Here is a 21,206-nt window from a genome sequence, read left to right as displayed (position 1 = left end):
CTGCCCGCCGGCCCCGGGCGGGCAGGGGCCGGGACACGCGCACCAACCTGCGCACATGCAGTACGTTCGGGTCATGTCCCAGCCCGCCAAGTCCTCCCGTACACCAGCCACGTCCGACGCGCCGGAAAGTGCCGCAGGCAGTCGTGCGGCCGCCCAGCGGCTCAAGATGCGCCGAGAACTGGCGGCCGCCGCGATGGAGCTGTTCTCCACCAAGGGGTACGAGGCAACCACGGTCGACGAGATCGCGGCCGCGGCCGGGGTCGCCCGTCGCACCTTCTTCCGTCACTTCCGCTCCAAGGAAGAGGCGATCTTCCCCGATCACGACGACACGTTGATCCGGGCGGAAGCCGTGCTGAACGCGGCCCCCGCGCACGAGCACCCGCTCGACACGGTGTGCCGCGGCATCAAGGAAGTCATGAAGATGTACGCGGCCCGGCCGGAGATCTCGGTCGCCCGCTACAAGCTGACGCGCGAGGTGCCGACGCTGCGCGAGGCGGAGATCGCCTCGGTGGCCCGCTATGAGCGGCTGTTCACGCGGTATCTGCTCGGACACTTCGACGAGCACGCGCACGACGACGACGCGAACGACGATCCGCTGCTGGCGGAGGTCGCCGCGTCCGCCGTGGTCACCGCCCACAACCATGTGCTGCGGCGGTGGCTCCGGGCCGGGGGGCAGGGGGACGTGGAGGCGCAGTTGGACCACGCCTTCGCGATCGTGCGGAAGACCTTCGGGACGGGGATCGGCGCCGGGCGGGACACCGCTGCGCCGCGGCCGGCCCCGGCTTCCGTGGCCTCTCAGGGAGAGGTCCTGGTAACCGTCGCTCGCACGGACGCGCCGCTCGATGAAGTGATGCGGGCCATCGAGCAGGCACTCAAGGAGCGCTGAGGGCGTGGGCGCGTCGAGTCCGGCGACCGATAGCGCCCGATTGATACCTACTCACCGGTAGGCTTGATCGATCATCGCTCATTTGTTACGTAAAGATTTCATCTGAGGGGAATCTCTGGCACTCAGTGCCTTGCACGGTGGCACGCGGTGTCTTACGTTGAAGGTGTCCGGGCGGCCGGCGTGCAGAGACCATGCGTACGCCGGCTGTCCCAGCAAGTCATCGACCTGCCCGCCCGGACGCCTGCGTCACAGGCAACCTCCCGCGCCACAAAGCGCTGCCGAACAGCATGACCGCCGAACCGACGGCACCGACGTAACCCTCAGCGTCTCCCCTCAAGACGCCATTCGCCGGAGGCAACACCGTGACCGTGAAGGACATCCTGGACGCGATCCAGTCGCCGGACTCGACTCCGGCCGACTTCGCCGCTCTGCCGCTCCCCGAGTCGTACCGCGCCATCACCGTCCACAAGGACGAGACGGAGATGTTCGCGGGCCTGCAGACCCGTGACAAGGACCCACGCAAGTCGATCCACCTCGACGACGTGCCGGTGCCCGAACTGGGCCCGGGTGAGGCCCTGGTCGCCGTCATGGCATCGAGTGTCAACTACAACTCGGTGTGGACCTCGATCTTCGAGCCGCTGTCGACCTTCGGGTTCCTGGAGCGCTACGGCCGCACCAACGACCTGGCCAAGCGGCACGACCTGCCGTACCACATCATCGGCTCCGACCTCGCAGGCGTCGTCCTGCGCACCGGCCCGGGCGTCAACGCCTGGAAGCCCGGCGACGAGGTCGTCGCCCACTGTCTCTCGGTCGAGATGGAGTCCTCGGACGGCCACAACGACACGATGCTCGACCCCGAGCAGCGCATCTGGGGCTTCGAGACCAACTTCGGCGGCCTCGCGGAGATCGCGCTGGTCAAGTCCAACCAGCTGATGCCGAAGCCGCACCACCTCAGCTGGGAGGAGGCCGCCGCCCCCGGGCTCGTGAACTCCACCGCCTACCGGCAGCTCGTCTCCCGCAACGGCGCCGGCATGAAGCAGGGCGACAACGTCCTGATCTGGGGCGCGAGCGGCGGGCTCGGCTCGTACGCCACGCAGTTCGCGCTGGCCGGAGGCGCCAACCCGATCTGTGTCGTGTCCTCGCCGCAGAAGGCGGAGATCTGCCGGGCGATGGGCGCCGAGGCGATCATCGACCGCAACGCCGAGGACTACAAGTTCTGGAAGGACGAGAGCACCCAGGACCCGAAGGAGTGGAAGCGCTTCGGCAAGCGCATCCGCGAACTCACCGGCGGCGAGGACATCGACATCGTCTTCGAGCACCCCGGCCGCGAGACCTTCGGCGCGAGCGTCTTCGTCACCCGCAAGGGCGGCACGATCACCACGTGCGCCTCGACCTCGGGCTACATGCACGAGTACGACAACCGCTACCTGTGGATGTCCCTGAAGCGGATCATCGGCTCGCACTTCGCCAACTACCGCGAGGCCTGGGAGGCCAACCGGCTCATCGCGAAGGGCAAGATCCACCCGACGCTGTCGAAGGTCTACTCCCTGGAGGAGACCGGCCAGGCGGCCTACGACGTGCACCGCAACCTCCACCAGGGCAAGGTCGGCGTGCTCTGCCTGGCCCCCGAGGACGGTCTCGGCGTGCGCGACGAGGAGATGCGCGCCAAGCACATCGACGCCATCAACCGCTTCCGCAACATCTGAGACACCCGGGGTCATAGATGACTGAGCGTCAGTTTGCCGAAGGCAAGCGGGAGAAGGACCGGCCGTGGCTCATGCGCACGTACGCCGGCCACTCCACGGCCGAGGCGTCCAACGAGCTGTACCGGCGCAACCTCGCCAAGGGGCAGACCGGCCTGTCGGTCGCGTTCGACCTGCCGACGCAGACCGGCTACGACTCCGACCACATCCTCGCCCGCGGCGAGGTCGGCCGGGTCGGCGTGCCGATCGCGCACCTCGGTGACATGCGCCGGCTGTTCCAGGACATCCCCCTGGAGCAGATGAACACCTCGATGACGATCAACGCCACCGCCATGTGGCTGCTGGCGCTCTACCAGGTCGTCGCCGAGGAGCAGGGCGCGGACATCACCCAGCTCCAGGGCACGACCCAGAACGACATCGTCAAGGAGTACCTGTCCCGCGGGACGCACGTCTTCCCGCCGGGGCCGAGCCTCCGTCTGACGACCGACATGATCGCGTACACGGTCTCCCACATCCCGAAGTGGAATCCGATCAACATCTGCAGCTACCACCTGCAGGAGGCGGGCGCCACACCGGTCCAGGAGATCGCGTACGCGATGTCGACGGCGATCGCGGTCCTGGACGCCGTCCGGGACTCCGGCCAGGTGCCGCAGGAGCGCATGGGCGATGTCGTCGGCCGTATCTCCTTCTTCGTGAACGCGGGCGTCCGGTTCATCGAGGAGATGTGCAAGATGCGCGCCTTCGGCCGTATCTGGGACAAGGTCACGCGTGAGCGCTACGGCATCGAGAACCCCAAGCACCGGCGCTTCCGGTACGGCGTCCAGGTCAACTCCCTCGGACTGACCGAGGCGCAGCCGGAGAACAACGTCCAGCGGATCGTCCTCGAGATGCTGGCCGTGACCCTCTCGAAGGACGCACGCGCGCGTGCCGTCCAGCTGCCGGCCTGGAACGAGGCCCTCGGTCTCCCCCGGCCCTGGGACCAGCAGTGGTCGCTGCGGATGCAGCAGGTACTGGCGTACGAGAGCGACCTGCTGGAGTACGCGGACATCTTCGAGGGCTCCCACGTCGTCGAGGCGAAGGTGAGCACGCTGGTCGAGGAGTCGCTCGCCGAGATCGAGCGGATCCAGCAGATGGGCGGCGCGATGGCCGCCGTCGAGTCGGGCTATCTGAAGTCGCAGCTCGTCTCCTCGCACGCCGAGCGCCGGGCCCGTATCGAGTCCGGGCAGGAGAAGATCATCGGCGTCAACATCTTCGAGACGACCGAGCCGAACCCGCTGACGGCCGACCTGGACACCGCGATCCAGACGGTGGACCCGGCCGTCGAGGCCCGGGTGATCTCGGGGCTCCAGCACTGGCGCGACACCCGCTACCAGCCGCCCTTCAACCACCCTCGCCCCTGCAAGGCGCTGGAGAAGCTGAAGGAGGCCGCCAAGGGCACCGCCAACCTCATGGAGGCCACCCTGGAGTGCGCCCGCGCGGGCGTCACGACCGGTGAGTGGGCCGGCGCCCTGCGGGAGGTGTTCGGCGAGTTCCGGGCGCCCACGGGCGTCTCCTCCGCGCCGGTGGCGGTTCCCGCGGCGGCGGGCTCGGCCATGGCCGACGTGCGCCGCCGGGTCGAGGTGACCGCCAAGGACCTCGGCGTCGGAAAGCTGCGCTTCCTGGTCGGCAAGCCGGGCCTGGACGGGCACTCCAACGGCGCCGAGCAGATAGCCGTACGCGCGCGGGACGCCGGCTTCGAGGTGGTCTACCAGGGCATCCGGCTCACCCCTGAGCAGATCGTGGACGCGGCCCTCGCCGAGGACGTGCACGCGGTCGGCCTGTCCATCCTGTCCGGCTCGCACGCGCAGCTGGTGCCGGACGTGCTCGAGAGGCTGCACGTGGCAGGCGCCACAGATGTACCTGTCATCGCCGGTGGGATCATCCCCAATGGAGACGCCGAACAGCTCAGGGCTGTCGGCGTGGCCGCGGTCTTCACCCCTAAGGACTTCGACATCACCGGAATCATCGGCCGCATCGTCGACGAGATCCGGAAAGCGAACAAGCTCGACCCCCTGGAGGTCCCCGCATGACCGTCAACCGTCTGCGTCCCCGCCGCTCGTGTCTCGCGGTGCCGGGAAGCAACCCCCGCTTCCTGGAGAAGGCGCAGGGCCTCCCGGCGGACCAGGTCTTCCTCGACCTGGAGGACGCGTGCGCCCCGCTCGCCAAGCCCGAGGCGCGGCACACCATCGTCAAGTTCCTCAACGAGGGCGACTGGACCGGCAAGACGAGAGTCGTGCGCGTCAACGACTGGACGACCGAGTGGACGTACCGCGATGTCGTCACGGTCGTCGAGGGGGCGGGCCAGAACCTCGACTGCATCATGCTGCCGAAGGTGCAGACCGCCGAGCAGATCGTCGCGCTCGACCTCCTGCTGACCCAGATCGAGAAGACGATGGGCTTCGAGGTCGGCAAGATCGGCATCGAGGCGCAGATCGAGAACGCGCAGGGCCTCAACAACGTCAACGAGATCGCGACGGCGTCCCCGCGCGTCGAGACGATCATCTTCGGCCCGGCCGACTTCATGGCGTCGATCAACATGAAGTCGCTGGTCGTGGGCGAGCAGCCGCCCGGCTACCCGGCGGACGCCTACCACTACATCCTGATGAAGATCCTGATGGCCGCCCGTGCCAACAACCTCCAGGCGATCGACGGCCCCTACCTCCAGATCCGCAACATCGACGGCTACCGCGAGGTCGCCCAGCGCGCCGCGGCCCTCGGTTTCGACGGCAAGTGGGTGCTGCACCCGGGCCAGGTCGAGGCGTCCAACGAGATCTTCTCGCCCTCCCAGGAGGACTACGACCACGCCGAGCTGATCCTGGACGCGTACGACTACTACACCTCCGAGGCGGGCGGCAAGAAGGGCTCGGCGATGCTCGGCGACGAGATGATCGACGAGGCCAGCCGCAAGATGGCGCTGGTCATCTCCGGCAAGGGCCGTGCGGCCGGCATGCAGCGCACCAGCAAGTTCGAGATCCCGGAGGCGTAGGCATGCAGTTCGGACGCACCTACGAGGAGTTCGAGGTCGGGGCGGTCTACAAGCACTGGCCCGGGAAGACGGTCACGGAGTACGACGACCATCTCTTCTGTCTCCTGACCATGAATCACCACCCGCTCCACATGGACAGCAACTACGCGGAGAAGACGACCGACTTCGGCAAGAACGTCGTGGTCGGGAACTACGTCTACTCCCTGCTGCTCGGCATGTCCGTGCCGGACGTCTCCGGCAAGGCGATCGCCAACCTGGAGATCGAGTCGCTCAGGCACGTGGCGCCGACCTTCCACGGCGACACGATCTACGGCGAGACGACCGTGCTCGACAAGTGGCCGTCCAAGTCGAAGAACGACCGCGGGATCGTCCACGTCGAGACCAAGGGCTACAAGCAGGACGGCACGCTGGTCTGCGTGTTCCGCCGCAAGGTCATGGTTCCCACCGAGACCTACATCAAGGAGCGCGGCGGCGAGCAGCCCGGCCGCCCGGAACTTCAGGAGGGCTGACCCCCATGGCACGCCTCGCCCAGACCGCCGGTCTGACCGACATCCAGCAGGAGATCCTCTCCACCGTCCGCGACTTCGTGGACAAGGAGATCATCCCGGTCGCGACCGAGCTGGAGCACCGCGACGAGTACCCGCAGCAGATCGTCGACGGCCTCAAGGAGCTCGGCCTGTTCGGGCTGATGATCCCCGAGGAGTACGGCGGTCTGGGCGAGTCCCTCCTGACGTACGCGCTGTGTGTGGAGGAGATCGCCCGCGGCTGGATGTCGGTCTCCGGCATCATCAACACCCACTTCATCGTGGCGTACATGCTCAAGCAGCACGGCACTCAGGAGCAGAAGGACCACTTCCTGCCGAGGATGGCGGCCGGCGACATCCGCGGCGCCTTCTCGATGTCGGAGCCGGCGCTCGGCTCGGACGTGTCCGCCATCACGTCCAAGGCGGTCAAGGACGGCGATGAGTACGTCCTGAACGGTCAGAAGATGTGGCTGACGAACGGCGGAACGTCAAGTCTGGTCGCCGTTCTCGTCCGAAGTGACGAAGGACACCCTGAGGGCACCGCGCCCCACAAGTCGATGACGACCTTCCTGATCGAGAAGGAGCCCGGCTTCGGAGAGGTCCGCCCCGGCCTGACCATCCCCGGGAAGATCGACAAGATGGGCTACAAGGGTGTCGACACCACCGAGATGATCATGGATGGCCTGCGACTTCCGGCCAACCGTGTACTCGGCGGGGCCACCGGCCGAGGTTTTTACCAAATGATGGACGGGGTCGAGGTGGGCCGCGTGAACGTGGCGGCACGTGGCTGCGGCGTCGCTCAGCGTGCCTTCGAGCTGGGCGTCTCGTATGCCCAGCAGCGTCACACTTTCGGCAAGCCGATCGCTCAGCACCAGGCGATTCAGTTCAAGCTGGCCGAGATGGCTACCAAGGTCGAGGCCGCGCATGCGATGATGGTCAACGCGGCACGCAAAAAGGACTCCGGTGAGCGAAACGACCTTGAGGCAGGGATGGCGAAGTACCTCGCCTCCGAGTACTGCAAGGAGGTCGTGGAGGACGCCTTCCGGATCCACGGCGGCTACGGCTTCTCCAAGGAGTACGAGATCGAGCGCCTCTACCGTGAGGCTCCGATGCTGCTGATCGGTGAAGGTACCGCCGAGATCCAGAAAATGATCATCGGTCGCAGGCTGCTCGAAGAGTATCGGTTCCAGGGCTAGATGTCCGAATACGGGGTGTTTTCTTGGAGAAGAAGATCACACCCCGTCAAGGCGGTTCAGCCACCGACTCGGCTTCCTGGCTTGCCCAGTTGTGGCCCACGACCGGTACGATCCCGGAAAGCCGCCGTCCCCCGTCTAGTGCGCGGCATCATCCGCTACGAAGGTCATCCATGCCCCACAGCCAAACCTCTGCACCTCGCGACAGCCTGGCAGGCGTACGCCTCGCGCGCGGAGCATCGCCGTGGCTCCTCCCGACCGTCGCCACCGCAGCACTGAGCCTGGTACGCGCGCGCAAGTCCGGCGCCGCCAAGGCCGTCGCCGTGCCCGCCACCGCGCTGGCGGCGGGCATGCTGTGGTTCTTCCGCGACCCCGAGCGCGAGATCGCCCCGGGCCGGGTCATCTCGCCCGCCGACGGTGTGGTGCAGAGCATCATGCCGTGGAAGGACGGTCGCACCCGGGTCGCGATCTTCATGAGCCCGCTCAACGTCCACGTCAACCGCGCGCCGCTCTCCGGCACGGTGACCTCGGTCGAGCACATCCCCGGTGGGTTCGTTCCGGCGTTCAACAAGGAGAGCGAGAACAACGAGCGCGTCGTCTGGCACTTCGACACCGAACTCGGTGACATCGAAATGATCCAGATCGCCGGCGCGGTGGCCCGCCGCATCGTCCCCTACATCCCGCAGGGCACGAAGGTCGAGCAGGGCGACCGCATCGGTCTGATCCGCTTCGGCTCGCGCGTGGACATCTACCTGCCGGAGGGCGTGGAGGTCGCGGTCGAGGTCGGCCAGAAGACCGTGGCTGGGGTGACTCGCATTGACCGTGATTGATCCTGAGACCCAGGCGGGCTGGGTGCCCGAGGCCGACGAGGTCGACGACGAAGAGGAGATGCCTCTTTCTCTCCGCCTCTCAATAGCGGACACCCTCACCCTCGGCAACGCCACGTGCGGCTTCATGGCGGTGTACTTCACCACCACCGGAATCCTGATCCCGCACCTGACCGACAGCCAGGAGACCGGCATGGCGCGCAACAGCGCGGCCACGGCGGTCATCCTGATGCTGTGCGCGGCGGTCTTCGACCTGTTCGACGGCCTGGTGGCGCGCAAGCTGCGCTCGTCGCCGATGGGCGCGGAGCTGGACAACCTCTCGGACCTGATCAGCTTCGGTCTCGCCCCGGCGTACTTCGTCCTCGTCTACGGCATGGTGGCGGACGACGCGTCCCAGCGGGTGGCGGCGGTGGGCGCCGTCGTGGTGCTGCTGGCGGTGGTACTGAGGCTCGCGAGATTCTCCTGTGTGACGGTGAAGGACGGCACCTTCCAGGGCATGCCCTCGCCGTTCGGCGCGCTGACAGTGGTCTCGATCGTCCTGCTGGAGCTCCCCTTCGTGGCGACGCTCCTGGCGATCCTGGGCACCGCCTGGCTGATGGTGAGCCGGGTCGAGTACCCGAAGCCGCGGGGCCGCCTCGCGGTCGCGATGCTCTCCTGGATCGTCCTGGGGATGGGCCTCCTCGCGGCCTGGGCGTTCGGCGCCCCGGGCGGCCAGCTCCTCCTCCAGACGGGCTGCGCCCTCCAGCTGGTCATGGGTGCGGTGATCCCCCTGTTCGCCACGGCCCGCCGGGTGAACAACTTCCGCGGCAACCGGCGCGAGGCCCGCGCAGCCCAGCTGCCGTAAGGCTCCGCCGTCGCACTTCCGAGGGCCCGAACCGACACCGGTTCGGGCCCTCGCTGTTGTTGTTGCTGCCGCGGCCTCACGCCCCCGGCGTATACCGTTCCTCAACACTGAGCAGGGGTGAGCCCATTCAGCCGCACGCCCCGAACGGTCTTGGGCGAGCTGGTCCCCGGCTTACTCAACCCCGGGCGGCGACACGCATCCTGTGCGTGGTCCGGTCCCGGGAGGCCGGAGGCCCCCGCGGCCGGAGGCCGCTGATGGACGCCGCCCTGCGCGACCTGGCCATGGGGCTACGGCCAGAGGCGACGGGGAGGCCCCGGACCATCTCTCTGGTGGAGCGGGGGCCCCGAACGCTGGCACCGTACCCGGCCCAGGTCGCACGATCACGTCAACCCGATCAGCCCAGGGCCCCGCAAACCCGCGACCGGACCACCACTCGATCGAGCTAACTCGACCTCATGCACGCTCTCCAGCGAGCTACAACCCCTCCGCCACCTTCGAAGCCCCCACCTCCCGTACGACCTTCATGCCGCGCTGGACGCGTACCGGTTGTCGGGCCACGTCAGTGACCTGCGGGGGAGGCGGGACGGATGGTTCGGGTCAGACCAGGAAGTCCCGGCCGATCTGTTCCGCCACGTCCTCCAGGATCGGCCCCGCCTCGGTGATGCACCGCTGGATGTCGGGCTCGGCGTCGGTGAGCGGGTAGACGCGGCGGATGCCCGCCCGGCCCAGGGCCTCCGGGGGCAGCGAGAGGCGGCCGCACACGGCGACGACCTCCTTGCCCTTGGCGCGGGCCGCCGCGGCGACGCCCGCCGGGGCCTTGCCGTGCAGGGTCTGCTCGTCGAGGGAGCCCTCGCCGGTGATCACCAGGTCCGCCCACTCCAGCGCGGGCGCGAAGCCCAGGACATCGAGCATGACCTCGATGCCGGGGCGGAACCGGGCGCCGAGGAGGAGGGCGCCGTAGCCGATGCCGCCGGCCGCGCCCGCACCCGGCGAGGCGGCGTACTCGGCGGCCTTCGCGCCGACGGCATCCTCCAGCACCTTCGCGTAGTGGGCGAGGGCGCGGTCCAGGGCCTCGACGTCGTCCGGGGAGGCGCCCTTCTGCGGGCCGTAGACCGCGGGGGCGCCCTTGGGGCCGGTCAGCGGGTTGTCGACGTCGCTGGCCAGGATGAACTCGACGGACGCGACCCGCGGATCCAGGCCCGACAGGTCGGCCGAGGCGAGATCGGCGAGGCCTCCGCCGCCGGGGGCCACGGGCTCGCCGTCGGCGTCCAGGAAGCGGGCGCCGAGCGCGGAGAGCATGCCGGCACCGCCGTCGGTGGTGGCGCTGCCGCCGACCCCGAACACGATCGTGCGGGCTCCGGCGTCCAGCGCGGCGCGCAGGAGCTCTCCGGAGCCGTACGTCGACGCCGTGAGCGGGGCGAAGACGCCTGCAGGCAGCCGCTGCAGACCGCTGGCCTCGGCCATCTCCACGACGGCGGTGTCCCCGCGGACCGCGAAGGCGGCGGTGGCCTCCTGCCCGAGGGGCCCGGCGACCGGCACTTCCCGGCGCTCGAAACCGGCCGCGACGGCCGCGGCGACGGTCCCGTCACCGCCGTCGGCGACGGGCAGCGCCTCGACCTCCAGGCCCGGCACGACCCGGCGCAGCCCGGCCGTCACCCGCTCGGCGACCTGCACGGCCGTGAGCGAGCCCTTGAACTTGTCCGCGGCGATGAGCACGCGCAGTGTCACGTTTTCCCCTTGCTCTCCGGGCCTCGCGCACGTCAAGGCCAGTCGCGCCGCTGCGACCTTAACCGGAGACGCCCCCCGACGTCATGCACCGCCCGGTCCCTGAGAAGGCCCTGTGAACGCACCGTCGCCGGCCGCGGTCATGAGCTCCGTGCCTCCTGCGCGTCCCGTGTCCCGTCAGCGCGGCTCTCGGATGCTGTCGATGACGCGGGTCCAGTTGTCGCTGCCGTGTCCGTTCTCGATGGCGCGTCGGTAATGGGCCTGGACGGCCAGGGGGAGCGCGAGGTCGAGGCCGAGGGACCTGCTGGTCTCGACGATGTGGTCGGAGGTCGCGCCCATCATGGTGACCGTGCTGAGCTCGCCGGGATGCTCACCGGCGTCCAGCGCGGCACCGGGGGTCTCCTCCCCGGCCCTGACGATGGCGCCGATCGAGTCGGCGAAGGTGAGCAACTCCGGCAGGGCTTCCGTGGCCTTCATTCCCGCGGTGCCCAGCATCGCGGTGGCGTGCATCAGTGCGGACAAGGTGGTCAGGAACACCGCGAGCTGCGCTTGGTACATCATCTGGGCGAGTCCCGGATCCTCGCCCAGATACCTTGGCGTGCCGAGCGTTGCCAGCGTCGCCCGATGGTGCTCCATCACCTCGCCGGGGCCGCTGTAGTAGACATGGGCCGCCTCCGTGCCGACCATCGGCGCCGGGACCATGACACCACCGGTGAGGAAGGCGGCGCCGTGGCCCGCCGCCCAGGTCGCCGCCTCGCGTGTGCGGTCGGGCGTGTCCGAGCTCAGGTTGACCAGCGTCCGGCCGGCAAGTAATGGGGTGGAGCCGTCGAGGATGTCGTACATCGCCCGGTAGTCGGTGAGGCTGAGGATCACGAGGTCACTCGCTTCGACGGCCTCGCCGGGTGTCGCCGCGCGCGTCGCTCCGTCGGCGACGACGCCGTCGGCCCGGGCGGCGGTGCGGTTCCAGACGGTGACCGGGTGGCCTGCGGTGAGGAGGGTGCGGGTCATCGCCTGGCCCATCGGGCCGAGCCCGATCACGGTGACAGCGCTGCCCTGTGTGCTGGTGGAGTTCTGGTGTTCGTTCACCCCTTCATCCTGGAAGAGCGCCCCAGAGCTCGGAAGTACCCACTATTTTCTGCGGTACTTACCTTTTAGTAAGGGGGGTCAGTGATGGCCAAAGGACCGAGGCGCGGGCCTTACATCTGCGGCATCGACGCCGCGCTGGACGTGGTGAGCGGGAAGTGGAAGGGGCTCATCCTCTGGGAACTCGACACTCATCGTGTACGCCGTTTCGCCGAACTCCGCCGCGGTCTGCCCGGAGTGAGCGAAAAGATGCTGACCCAGCACCTGCGGGAGATGGAGGCGGACGGACTCGTCCACCGGGAGGTCTACGCCGAGGTGCCACCGCGGGTGGAGTACTCCCTGACCGAGGACGGGCACACCCTCCATCAGGCGCTCGGACCACTCGGCGTCTGGGGGACTGAACGGACGCGTCGCGAAGGCCTCGAAACGGTCGCCGTGGCCGAGACCTCACCCGGCAGGGCCTGAACCGGTCCCGCGGCCGCAACGACGACACCACCTCGGCGGGGGACTGTGCGGGTCTCCGGAATCGGGTACACCGGAGCTATGACCCCTGTGGGCACCGAACCAGAGCTCGCCGACCGCATCCTCGGGGGCTGGCTCGGCCGGATCGCGGGCAACATGCTCGGCAAGCCGGTCGAGCAGGGCGACCTGTGGACGCGGGACCGGATCGACCGCTATCTCCGCCAGGCCGCCGCCCTGCCCCTGACCGACTACCTTCCCGAACCCGTCGGCGAGAGCGACGGTTTCGAGCTGCGGCCCGAGTGGCGTGAGTGCGTGCGCGGCCGCATCCACGGCAGCTGCCGCGACGACGACGTCGACTACGCCATCCTCGGCCTCGACCTCCTGGAGACCCACGGCTTCGGCTTCAGCACCGAGCAGGTGGGCGATCTGTGGCTGCTGAGGCTGCCGTATCTGCAGACGTTCACCGCGGAGCGGGCCGCCTATCGCAACCTCGCCAACGGGCTGAAACCGCCGCTGACGGCGACGTACGACAACCCCTGCCAGGAGTGGATCGGCGCCCTCATCCGTGCCGACATCTACGGCTGGACCTGCCCCGGCGACCCGCGCCGCGCCGCCGCCCTGGCCCGCCGGGACGCGGTGCTCTCGCACACCGGCAACGGCGTGTACGGGGCGATGTGGGCGGCGGCGCTGATCTCGGCGGCGTTCACGGTCGGCACCGTGCGGCAGGCCGTGGACCAGGCGCTCGCGGTGATCCCCGCGAGCAGCCGCCTCGCGCGCACGGTACGCCGGGTGGTGTCCCTGCACGACACCCGGATGACCTGGGAGGACACCCTGACGACGGTCTCGGAGGAGACCGCCGGGCTCGGCTGGATCCACACCATCCCGAACGCGGCCGTCCTCACCGCCGGGCTGCTCTACGGCGACGGTGACTTCACCCGCACCATCACGCTCACCGTCCGGGGCGGCCTGGACACCGACTCGAACGGAGCCACGGCCGGTTCGGTGGCCGGGGTGCTCACCGGCGCGGACGCGATCCCGGGCCAGTGGAAGGAGCCGCTGGAGGACCGGGTGCGCAGCGCGGTGTTCGGGTTCGACGGGGTGCACATCAGCGAACTGGCCGAGCGGACGCTGCGGTTGGCGGGGGCGGAGGCCTGAGGCAACCGGGCCGAGGCGTACGGAATGGTGACCGTACGCGCCCCCTGGACCCGTGACCACCCGCTGAGCCGGCCAAGGCGGCCGCGGATGCTGGTTACCCTTCGAGGATGACCACCACCCCTGACTTCGCCACGTACATCGCCGGTCTTCCCCGGATCCTCGCCGGTGCCGCCGCTCTCTTCCGTGACGCCTCGGGCCGGGTCCTGCTCGTCGAGCCCAACTACCGTGAGGGCTGGGCGCTTCCGGGCGGCACGATCGAGTCCGACGAGGGCGAGACCCCGCGCCAGGGCGCGCGCCGCGAGACGCTCGAGGAGATCGGGCTCGACCGCGACCTCGGCCGGCTGCTCGCGGTGGACTGGGTGTACCGGCCGACCTGGCCGCCGCTGGTGGCGTACCTGTACGACGGCGGTGTCCTCACCGAGGACGACCTCAAGGCGATCCGGCTCCAGGAGGAGGAGCTGCTGTCGTGGCGCCTCGTGCCGCACGAGGAGCTGGCCGAGTATCTGCCCGACGGGCTCGGCCGCCGGGTCCTGGTCGCGCTGGACGTGCTGGCGGACGGGTCGGGGACGGTGGAGCTGGAGAACGGCCGCCGGGTGGGCTGATCCAGCACGCTGCCGCGTGCACGGTTGCTCGCGCCCAGGCGGTGGGATATCCACTCGCCGCACCCGGATCACCCGCTCTACCCTCGGCAGCATGACCAAGCCCCTCGTCGCGCTCCTCAGCGGTGCCGGAATCTCCACCGACTCCGGGATCCCCGACTACCGCGGTCCGAACGGGCTGTGGCGCAAGGACCCCGAGGCCGAGAAGCTCGTGACGTACGACTACTACATGAGCGATCCGGAGATCCGCCGCCGCTCGTGGCAGATGCGGCGCGCGAACCGGACCCTGAAGGCCGAGCCCAACGCCGCACACGTGGCGGTGGCCGAGCTGGAGAGGTCCGGGGTGCCGGTGCGGGTGATCACGCAGAACGTGGACGGGCTGCACCAGCTCGCCGGAATGCCCGCCCGCAAGGTCCTCGAACTGCACGGCACCGCACGGCAGGTGGTGTGCACGAAGTGCCACGCCCGCGGACCGATGGAGGACGCCCTCGGACGCGTCGAGGCCGGCGAGGCGGATCCGCCCTGCCTGGAGTGCGGCGGCATCCTGAAGTCGGCGACCGTGATGTTCGGCGAGCGCCTGGACCCGGTGGTGCTGGGCGAGGCCGTCGCGATCACCAAGGCCTGCCAGGTGTTCGTCGCCGTCGGCACCACCCTCCAGGTCCAGCCCGCGGCGGACCTCGCGGGTGTCGCCGTCGACCACGGCGCCCGGCTCGTCATCGTCAACGCGGACCCGACACCGTACGACGACCAGGCCGACGAGGTGATCCGCGAACCGATCGGCACGGCACTGCCCGAACTCTTGCGCAGGATCGGGTCGTTCGGGGGGCTGTCATCGATGCACGGAGGACGGAGTCAGTGATCGGCCCCAGCGAGGCCGCGAACGAGGATGTTGTTGATGTCGCCGTGTTGGCTGCCGACAGGGAAGGTCACTGGATGTCCCCTCGCATGAGTCACCGGCGGCGCACCGAGCTGAAGCGGCTGCGCGCTGATCACGCCCCAGCCGTCCTGGCCTTCGAGCTGGCCAACCGCGCCTTTTTCGCCGCGTCGGTCACCGACCGCGGTGATGCCTTCTTCGACCGGTTCGCCGAGCGGTTCGACGCCTTGCTGGCCGAGCAGGAGACCGGCCTCTGCGCCTTTCACGTGCTGCTCGCCGAGGACGGCTCGGTACTCGGCCGGTTCAACCTGGTCGACATCGAGGACGGCACCGCGGACCTCGGCTACCGGGTCGCCCAGCACGCCACCGGCCGCGGGGTGGCGACGGCCACCGTCCGCGAGCTGTGCCGTCTCGCGCCGACCCGGTACGGTCTGGACACACTGTGCGCGGCCACCAGCCACGAGAACACCGCGTCCCAGAGGGTGCTGGCCAAGGCGGGCTTCACCGCGGTCGGCCCGGCCGACCCGGCAGACCTCGGCGGCAAGGCCGGCATCCGGTACCGACGGGACCTGCGCGGCTGAGGGCTCGGCACCCCCGGTCCCGGGGTATCACCGGGTACCGGTCAGAACAGCGCCGCCCCCCGCTCGAAGTCCAGCAACCGCTGCTTGCGTTCCAGTCCGCCGCCGTAGCCCGTGAGGCTGCCGTCGGCGCCCACCACGCGGTGGCAGGGGACGATGATGCCGATCGGGTTCCTGCCGTTGGCGAGGCCGACCGCGCGGGAGGCCTGGGGCTTGCCGAGGGCGGCGGCGAGTTCGCCGTAGGTGCGGGTCTCGCCGTGCGGGATCCGGCGGAGCTGTTCCCAGACCGTGCGCTGGAAAGCCGTTCCCTGCAGGCGCAGTTCCAGGGTGAACTCCTGCAACTCGCCCTCGAAGTAGGCCATGAGCTGGTCCTCGGCCTCCTTCGACCACCCGTCGTCCGGCTCGCCGAAGGTCTCCTGCGGTGGGCGGTGGCGTTGGCCGGTCATGTAGAGGCCGCACAGGATCCCGTCGTCGGCGACGAGGGTCAGAGGGCCGTAGGGACTGTCGATCACAGTGTGCTGTTTCACGGAACGTCCTTATACGGGAAGGAAGTTGATCGGGTGGCTGTCGGTCGCCCACAGGTACTGGACCGCGTAGGCCCGCCAGGGCCGCCAGGCCGCCGCCCGGGCCGTCAGCGCGGCCGGAGTGGAGGGCAGACCCAGCTCCTGGGCCGCGCGCCGGATTCCGAGGTCGGTGGGGAGGAAGGCGTCCGGGTCACCGAGGGCGCGCATGGCGATGACGTCGACCGTCCAGGGGCCGAAGCCGGGGAGGTCGAGGAGACGGGTCCGGGTCTCCGTCCAGTCGGTCTCCACGCCCAACTGGAGGGTTCCTTCAGCCAGTTCGCCGACCAGGGTGGTGAAGGTCGTGCGGCGGGTGCGGGGCATCGCGAGTGCGGCGGGGTCCACCGCGGCCAGTGCCTCGGGGGACGGGAAGAGGTGCGTCAGGCCGCCTTCGGGGTCGTCGACCGGTTCGCCGTGGGCCGTGACCAGGCGGGCCGCGTGGGTGCGGGCCGCCGCCGTGGAGACCTGCTGGCCCAGCACGGCCCGTACGGCGAACTCCGCCTCGTCGACCGTGCGCGGGACGCGTCGGCCGGGCGCCTTGTCCACCAGGGGCGCCAGGAGCGGGTCCGTGCGCAACTGGTCGTCGATCGCGACGGGATCGGCGTCCAGGTCGAGCATGCGGCGGCAGCGGCTGATGGCGACGGTCAGGTCGCGCAGGTCGCTCAACGTCAACCGACAGGCGATGTGGTCGGGCCGGGGCGTGAGGGCCACGATGCCGTGTCCGTACGGCAGCCGTAGCGTGCGGCGGTACGCGCCGTCCCGCCACTCCTCCACCCCCGGGACGGCGGTGGCCGCGAGGTGGCCGAAGAGGTTGTCGGGGTTGAGAGGGACGCGGAACGGCAGGCGCAGGGACAGGAAGCCGGGGGTGTCCGGGGTGGACTTCTTCGCGGCGCGGGTGCGCAGGTCGCTCGGCGAGAGCGCGAAGACCTCGCGCACGGTGTCGTTGAAGGTGCGGATCGCGGAGAAGCCGGCCGCGAAGGCGCTGTCCGCCATCGGGAGCGCGGTCGTCTCGATGAGGATCCTCGCCGTCTGGGCGCGCTGGGCCCGGGCGAGGGCGAGGGGGCCCGCGCCGAGCTCGGCGAGCAGTTGGCGTTCGATCTGCCGGGCGCTGTAGCCGAGCCGGGCGGCGAGGCCGGGCACGCCCTCGCGGTCGACCACGCCGTCGGCGATCAGCCGCATCGCGCGGGCCACGAGGTCGGCGCGCTGGTTCCACTCCGGGGAGCCCGGACTGGTGTCGGGCCGACACCGCTTGCAGGCCCGGAAACCCGCCTGCTGGCAGGCCGCCGCGCTCGGGTAGAAGGTCATGTTCTGGGGCTTGGGCGGTACGACCGGACAGCTCGGCCGGCAGTAGATGCGGGTCGTCAGGACCGCCGTGAAGAACCATCCGTCGAACCGTGCGTCCTTGGACTGCACGGCGCGCACGCAGCGCTCGGTCTCGGTGTACATCCCCGTCTGCATGCGTCCAGCATCGGCCACCGGCCGGGCCCGGGCTGGCGAGAATCCGACATCAACCTCGCCTGCCCTGGAACGGGACCTGGCCCGATCGCCACGCGGACTCGCGCAGCAGCCGCAGTCCGTTGAGGCCGACGAGAACCGTGGAACCCTCATGCCCGGCGACGCCCAGCGGGAGCGGGAGATGGCCGAGGAGGTCCCACAGGACGAGTCCGGTGATGAAGGTACCCGCGATCGCCAGGTTCTGGACGACCAGCCGGCGGGCGGCCCGGGACAGCCGTACGACCGAAGGGACGGTCGCGAGCTCGTCCCGTACGACGACCGCGTCCGCCGTCTCCAGCGCGAGGTCGGAGCCCGCACGGCCCATCGCGATGCCGGAGTGGGCGGCGGCGAGCGCGGGCGCGTCGTTGACACCGTCCCCGACGAACAGCACCTTGCGCCCGGCGTCCTGAAGCTGTCGTACGGCGTCCACCTTGCCCTCGGGCAGCAGGTCCGCGCGGACGTCCACCAGGCCGGTGGCCTCGGCGACCCGCGCGGCGGCCCGGGCGTTGTCACCAGTGAGCAGCACGGGAGCCGTGCCGGTCAAGGCAGTGAGCGCGGCGGTGGTGGCGGGCGCGTGAGGGCGCAGGCGGTCGGTGAGGGCGAGGGTGCCGAGGGGGACGCCGTCGCCGGTCACCAGGACGACGGTGTCGCCGTCCGCGGTACCGGGGGCAGCCGCGCGAGGCGGATCGGCACGCCGCCCACCGACGACCCCGGTCGCATCGGCATCGGCATCCGCGGTCTCGGTCACCGGGTCACCCGCGCGCCCGACCCCGATCACTCGCTCCCCGACCACCGCCGTCACCCCGCGCCCGGGCACGGCGACGAAGTCCCGCGCGTCCGCGATCCGCAGTCCCCGCTCCCGCGCCGCCCTCACCACCGCCCGCCCCAGCGGATGCTCGCTGGGGTGCTCGGCCGCGGCGGCCAGCGCGAGAAGAGCGTCCGGAGTCAGCCCGGAGCCCGGCAGCGGCCGTACAGCCGAGACCTCCGGCGTCCCCTCCGTCAGCGTCCCCGTCTTGTCGAGGGCTACGGCGTCCACCTCGCCCAGCCGCTCCATCGCGACCGCCGACTTGACCAGGACGCCGTGCCGCCCGGCGTTGGCAATGGCGGACAGCAGGGGCGGCATGGTCGCGAGGACCACCGCGCACGGCGAGGCGACGATCATGAAGGTCATCGCGCGCAGCAACGCGTCGGTGAGGTCGGCGCCGAAGACCAGCGGCACGCCGAACACGGCGAGCGTGGCGATCACGATCCCCAGCGCGTACCGCTGCTCGACCTTCTCGATGAACAGCTGTGTCGGCGCCTTGGTCCGGGAGGCCTCCTCGACCAGGGTCACGATGCGGGCGATCACGGAGTCGGCGGGGTCGCGCTCGACGCGGACGCGCAGCATGCCGGTGCCGTTGAGGGTGCCGGCGAAGACCTCGTCGCCGGGGCCCTTGGTGACCGGGAGGGGCTCGCCGGTGATGGTGGCCTGGTCGGCCTCGCTCGCCCCTTCCAGGACCCGTCCGTCCGCGCCGATGCGCTCACCCGGCCGGATCAACAGGACGTCGCCCACGGCGAGTTCACTCGTCGGGACCGGTTCCTCGCCGTTCTCCGTCACCCGGGTCGCCATCGAGGGCGCGAGGTCGAGCAGGCCGCGTACCGAGTCGGCGGTGCGGGCGGTGGCCAGTGCCTCCAGCGCGCCGGACGTGGCGAAGATGACGATCAGCAGGGCGCCGTCCCGGACCTGTCCGATCGCGGCAGCGCCCAGCGCGGCGACGATCATCAGCAGGTCGACGTCCAGGGTTCTGCCGCGCAGCGCCCTGAGCCCCTCGAGGGCCGGTTCCCAGCCGCCGGTGACGTAGGCGACCGCGTACAGCGGGCCGTACGCCCACCACGGCAGGCCGCCGAGGTCCAGGGCGAGGGCCGCCAGGAAGGCGACGGTCGACGCCAGCGCCCAGCGGGCCTCGGGCAGTGCCAGGACGCGGGTGCGGCGGCGGGGTGCCGGGTGGGCGGGCGAGGGGACACGAACGGGGGCGAGAGTCGTGGACACCCGGGCAACCATACAGGAACACATGAAGACTCATTCATCTGTTCATGTGCAGTGGGTAAGATACCGCCCATGGGTCATGGAGCCGTCACCACCGCGCAGGAAACCGCCGAGCGCGTACGTCTGGACGCGGCGAACGTGGCCAAGGTGGCCACCACCCTCCAGGCCCTGTCCACCCCCTCCCGGCTGCTGATCCTCGCGAGACTGCGCGAAGGACCGCTGCCGGCCACGGAGCTGGCCGCCGAGGTGGGGATGGAGCAGTCGGCGTGCTCGCACCAGCTGCGGCTGCTGCGCAATCTGGGCCTGGTCGTGGGCGAGCGCCGGGGCCGGTCGGTGGTGTACGCGCTGCACGACCACCATGTCGCCGAGCTGCTCGACCAGGCCGTGTACCACGTCGAACATCTGCGGCTGGGGCTCAGTGACACCACCGAGTGAGCCGCCCCGGCGTCTGATGTGGCCGCTGTACGCGGCCGGTTTCACCACCGCCTTCGGCGCGCACGGCATCGCCGCGAACCTGGGCGCGGACTCGGCGGACGCGGTCACCTCGCTGCTTGTGCTGGGCGGTCTGCTCGCTCTGTACGACGGCGCCGAAGTCCTGCTCAAGCCGCTGTTCGGCACGATCGCCGACCGGATCGGGGCGCGCCCTGTGCTCCTCGGCGGACTGGTGGCCTTCGCCATGGCGTCCGCGCTCTACGCCCTCGCCGACAGCCCCGGGTGGCTGTGGGCCGCGCGGCTGGGGCAGGGCGCGGCGGCCTCAGCCTTCTCCCCCGCCGCGTCCGCGCTGGTGGCCCGGCTGAATCCGGCCGCCAAACACGGGCGCGCCTTCGGGAGTTACGGCTTCTACAAGTCCGTCGGCTACACCCTGGGCCCGCTGCTCGGCGGGGTGCTGGTGTGGGCGGGCGGGCTGCGGCTGCTGTTCACGGTGCTGGCGATGCTGGGTGCGGCCGTGGCGGTGTGGGCGCTGATCGCCGTACCCGTCGTACCGCCCCTCCCCCGGGCCCGGCAGACGGTCCTCGACCTGGCCCGGCGGCTGGCCGACCCGGTGTTCCTGGTACCGACGGCCGCGCTCGCCGGGGCGACCGCCGCACTCTCGGTGGGCGTGGGCTTCCTGCCCGTGTCGGGCGCGGTGGCAGGACTCGGCACGGTGACGACGGGTGCCGCGGTGTCGGTGCTCGCGGCCTGCGCGGCGGTCGTACAGCCGCGCGCGGGGCGGGCGTTGGACGCGGGGCGGCTCACGGTACGGGGTGGGCTGACCGCCGGATTGCTGCTGGCGGCGGCCGGTCTGGGCTGCGCGATGCTGCCGGGGCTCGCGGGCGTGCTGCTGGGTGCCGCGCTGATCGGCGTGGGGACGGGGCTGATCACCCCGCTGGGGTTCGCGGCGCTCGCCGCCTCGACTCCGCCGGAACGGCTGGGGCAGACGATGGGGGCGGCCGAGCTGGGACGCGAACTGGGAGACGCCGGCGGGCCGTTGCTGGTCGCCGTGGTGGCCACGGCGGCGACTCTGACGTACGGGTACGGCGTGCTGGCGGCCCTCCTGGCGTGCGGTCCCGTGGTGGCGGTGGCCCTGCGTCGCCGACGCGGGTGAGGCGCTCCCGGCGGACCGTTGCTCGCAGCGGGCGTGGCCACGGCGGCGAGTCTGACGTACGGG

20 protein-coding genes are annotated in these 21,206 nt (G+C 70.4%); 15 read left to right on the top strand and 5 right to left on the bottom strand.

Going from position 1 to position 21,206, the window contains the following annotated elements; translation table 11 throughout:
* Positions 1-73 precede the first annotated feature (73 nt).
* From QF027_RS38765 to pssA, 8 genes are all read left to right on the top strand, one after another.
* A complete protein-coding gene (locus QF027_RS38765) occupies positions 74-886 on the top strand; it encodes a TetR family transcriptional regulator (protein ID WP_306974319.1) in 813 nt (270 codons plus the stop codon).
* Between the two features lie 368 nt (positions 887-1,254).
* On the top strand, positions 1,255-2,592 hold the full coding sequence (gene ccrA, locus QF027_RS38760; protein WP_306986479.1) for a crotonyl-CoA carboxylase/reductase: 1,338 nt from the start codon (positions 1,255-1,257) through the stop codon (positions 2,590-2,592).
* A 17-nt stretch (positions 2,593-2,609) separates the two neighbouring features.
* The gene (locus tag QF027_RS38755) at positions 2,610-4,658 is read left to right on the top strand and encodes a protein meaA (protein ID WP_307079992.1); all 2,049 of its coding nucleotides are present in this window, start codon (positions 2,610-2,612) and stop codon (positions 4,656-4,658) included.
* Positions 4,655-5,614 (top strand): HpcH/HpaI aldolase/citrate lyase family protein, encoded by a 960-nt coding sequence (locus QF027_RS38750; RefSeq protein WP_307079991.1) that lies wholly within the window; start codon positions 4,655-4,657, stop codon positions 5,612-5,614. The genes QF027_RS38755 and QF027_RS38750 overlap by 4 nt, the downstream gene beginning before the upstream one ends.
* Positions 5,615-5,616: 2 nt before the next feature.
* The gene (locus tag QF027_RS38745; RefSeq protein ID WP_306974324.1) at positions 5,617-6,123 is read left to right on the top strand and encodes a MaoC family dehydratase; all 507 of its coding nucleotides are present in this window, start codon (positions 5,617-5,619) and stop codon (positions 6,121-6,123) included.
* A 5-nt stretch (positions 6,124-6,128) separates the two neighbouring features.
* Positions 6,129-7,334, top strand: coding sequence for an acyl-CoA dehydrogenase family protein (locus QF027_RS38740; protein WP_266509947.1), 1,206 nt, complete (start codon positions 6,129-6,131; stop codon positions 7,332-7,334).
* Between the two features lie 170 nt (positions 7,335-7,504).
* A complete protein-coding gene (locus QF027_RS38735) occupies positions 7,505-8,161 on the top strand; it encodes a phosphatidylserine decarboxylase (protein WP_037706416.1) in 657 nt (218 codons plus the stop codon).
* Between the two features lie 22 nt (positions 8,162-8,183).
* Entirely contained in the window at positions 8,184-9,002 is an 819-nt protein-coding gene (pssA, locus tag QF027_RS38730) for a CDP-diacylglycerol--serine O-phosphatidyltransferase (RefSeq protein WP_057608271.1), read from the top strand.
* Positions 9,003-9,599: 597 nt separating this feature from the next.
* Here the strand turns inward: pssA and QF027_RS38725 are convergent.
* Together QF027_RS38725 and QF027_RS38720 are read right to left on the bottom strand one after the other, a co-directional pair.
* Positions 9,600-10,718, bottom strand: a complete 1,119-nt coding sequence (locus QF027_RS38725; protein ID WP_307082650.1) for a glycerate kinase — start codon at positions 10,716-10,718, stop codon at positions 9,600-9,602.
* A 186-nt stretch (positions 10,719-10,904) separates the two neighbouring features.
* Positions 10,905-11,813 carry an NAD(P)-dependent oxidoreductase gene (locus QF027_RS38720; RefSeq protein ID WP_306974326.1) on the bottom strand — a complete coding sequence of 303 codons (909 nt, stop codon included), beginning with the start codon at positions 11,811-11,813 and terminating at the stop codon, positions 10,905-10,907.
* 84 nt (positions 11,814-11,897) lie between these two features.
* Here QF027_RS38720 and QF027_RS38715 point away from each other — a divergent pair, with 84 nt between their 5' ends.
* The 5 genes from QF027_RS38715 to QF027_RS38695 all read left to right on the top strand — a co-directional run bounded on the left by QF027_RS38715 (position 11,898) and on the right by QF027_RS38695 (position 15,481).
* On the top strand, positions 11,898-12,275 hold the full coding sequence (locus tag QF027_RS38715) for a winged helix-turn-helix transcriptional regulator (protein WP_306974328.1): 378 nt from the start codon (positions 11,898-11,900) through the stop codon (positions 12,273-12,275).
* A gap of 78 nt (positions 12,276-12,353) precedes the next feature.
* Complete coding sequence (locus QF027_RS38710) at positions 12,354-13,427, top strand: ADP-ribosylglycohydrolase family protein (RefSeq protein ID WP_306974330.1); 1,074 nt, start codon at positions 12,354-12,356, stop codon at positions 13,425-13,427.
* Positions 13,428-13,534: 107 nt separating this feature from the next.
* Positions 13,535-14,029, top strand: coding sequence for an NUDIX domain-containing protein (locus tag QF027_RS38705; RefSeq protein ID WP_306974332.1), 495 nt, complete (start codon positions 13,535-13,537; stop codon positions 14,027-14,029).
* Between the two features lie 91 nt (positions 14,030-14,120).
* Complete coding sequence (locus QF027_RS38700) at positions 14,121-14,885, top strand: SIR2 family NAD-dependent protein deacylase (protein ID WP_307079989.1); 765 nt, start codon at positions 14,121-14,123, stop codon at positions 14,883-14,885.
* A 74-nt stretch (positions 14,886-14,959) separates the two neighbouring features.
* Positions 14,960-15,481 (top strand): GNAT family N-acetyltransferase, encoded by a 522-nt coding sequence (locus QF027_RS38695; RefSeq protein WP_306974336.1) that lies wholly within the window; start codon positions 14,960-14,962, stop codon positions 15,479-15,481.
* A gap of 41 nt (positions 15,482-15,522) precedes the next feature.
* Here the strand turns inward: QF027_RS38695 and QF027_RS38690 are convergent, their stop codons facing one another.
* The 3 genes from QF027_RS38690 to QF027_RS38680 all read right to left on the bottom strand — a co-directional run bounded on the left by QF027_RS38690 (position 15,523) and on the right by QF027_RS38680 (position 19,573).
* Entirely contained in the window at positions 15,523-16,005 is a 483-nt protein-coding gene (locus QF027_RS38690) for a methylated-DNA--[protein]-cysteine S-methyltransferase (protein WP_307079987.1), read from the bottom strand.
* A gap of 9 nt (positions 16,006-16,014) precedes the next feature.
* Positions 16,015-17,484 (bottom strand): AlkA N-terminal domain-containing protein, encoded by a 1,470-nt coding sequence (locus QF027_RS38685; protein WP_307082648.1) that lies wholly within the window; start codon positions 17,482-17,484, stop codon positions 16,015-16,017.
* A 61-nt stretch (positions 17,485-17,545) separates the two neighbouring features.
* Complete coding sequence (locus QF027_RS38680) at positions 17,546-19,573, bottom strand: heavy metal translocating P-type ATPase (RefSeq protein ID WP_307082646.1); 2,028 nt, start codon at positions 19,571-19,573, stop codon at positions 17,546-17,548.
* Between the two features lie 57 nt (positions 19,574-19,630).
* Here QF027_RS38680 and QF027_RS38675 point away from each other — a divergent pair, with 57 nt between their 5' ends.
* Positions 19,631-19,993 (top strand): ArsR/SmtB family transcription factor, encoded by a 363-nt coding sequence (locus tag QF027_RS38675; RefSeq protein WP_123994450.1) that lies wholly within the window; start codon positions 19,631-19,633, stop codon positions 19,991-19,993.
* Positions 19,994-20,009: 16 nt separating this feature from the next.
* Positions 20,010-21,143 carry an MFS transporter gene (locus tag QF027_RS38670; protein ID WP_307082644.1) on the top strand — a complete coding sequence of 378 codons (1,134 nt, stop codon included), beginning with the start codon at positions 20,010-20,012 and terminating at the stop codon, positions 21,141-21,143.
* Positions 21,144-21,206 lie beyond the last annotated feature (63 nt).

It is taken from the genome of Streptomyces canus (assembly GCF_030816965.1).
In the GTDB taxonomy this organism is placed as follows: domain Bacteria; phylum Actinomycetota; class Actinomycetes; order Streptomycetales; family Streptomycetaceae; genus Streptomyces; species Streptomyces canus_E.
Note: the sequence above shows the minus strand (reverse complement) of the source record. Positions and strands in the feature narration are given on the sequence as shown.

Excerpts from the sequence above, each read along its gene's own strand:
- QF027_RS38765 (WP_306974319.1), top strand. The coding sequence starts at position 74 with ATGTCCCAGCCCGCCAAGTCCTCCCGTACACCAGCCACGTCCGACGCG.
- QF027_RS38755 (WP_307079992.1), top strand. The coding sequence starts at position 2,610 with ATGACTGAGCGTCAGTTTGCCGAAGGCAAGCGGGAGAAGGACCGGCCG.
- QF027_RS38750 (WP_307079991.1), top strand. The coding sequence starts at position 4,655 with ATGACCGTCAACCGTCTGCGTCCCCGCCGCTCGTGTCTCGCGGTGCCG.
- QF027_RS38745 (WP_306974324.1), top strand. The coding sequence starts at position 5,617 with ATGCAGTTCGGACGCACCTACGAGGAGTTCGAGGTCGGGGCGGTCTAC.
- QF027_RS38740 (WP_266509947.1), top strand. The coding sequence starts at position 6,129 with ATGGCACGCCTCGCCCAGACCGCCGGTCTGACCGACATCCAGCAGGAG.
- QF027_RS38735 (WP_037706416.1), top strand. The coding sequence starts at position 7,505 with ATGCCCCACAGCCAAACCTCTGCACCTCGCGACAGCCTGGCAGGCGTA.
- QF027_RS38715 (WP_306974328.1), top strand. The coding sequence starts at position 11,898 with ATGGCCAAAGGACCGAGGCGCGGGCCTTACATCTGCGGCATCGACGCC.
- QF027_RS38710 (WP_306974330.1), top strand. The coding sequence starts at position 12,354 with ATGACCCCTGTGGGCACCGAACCAGAGCTCGCCGACCGCATCCTCGGG.
- QF027_RS38705 (WP_306974332.1), top strand. The coding sequence starts at position 13,535 with ATGACCACCACCCCTGACTTCGCCACGTACATCGCCGGTCTTCCCCGG.
- QF027_RS38700 (WP_307079989.1), top strand. The coding sequence starts at position 14,121 with ATGACCAAGCCCCTCGTCGCGCTCCTCAGCGGTGCCGGAATCTCCACC.
- QF027_RS38695 (WP_306974336.1), top strand. The coding sequence starts at position 14,960 with ATGTCCCCTCGCATGAGTCACCGGCGGCGCACCGAGCTGAAGCGGCTG.
- QF027_RS38685 (WP_307082648.1), bottom strand. The coding sequence starts at position 17,484 with ATGTACACCGAGACCGAGCGCTGCGTGCGCGCCGTGCAGTCCAAGGAC.
- QF027_RS38680 (WP_307082646.1), bottom strand. The coding sequence starts at position 19,573 with ATGGTTGCCCGGGTGTCCACGACTCTCGCCCCCGTTCGTGTCCCCTCG.
- QF027_RS38675 (WP_123994450.1), top strand. The coding sequence starts at position 19,631 with ATGGGTCATGGAGCCGTCACCACCGCGCAGGAAACCGCCGAGCGCGTA.
- QF027_RS38670 (WP_307082644.1), top strand. The coding sequence starts at position 20,010 with ATGTGGCCGCTGTACGCGGCCGGTTTCACCACCGCCTTCGGCGCGCAC.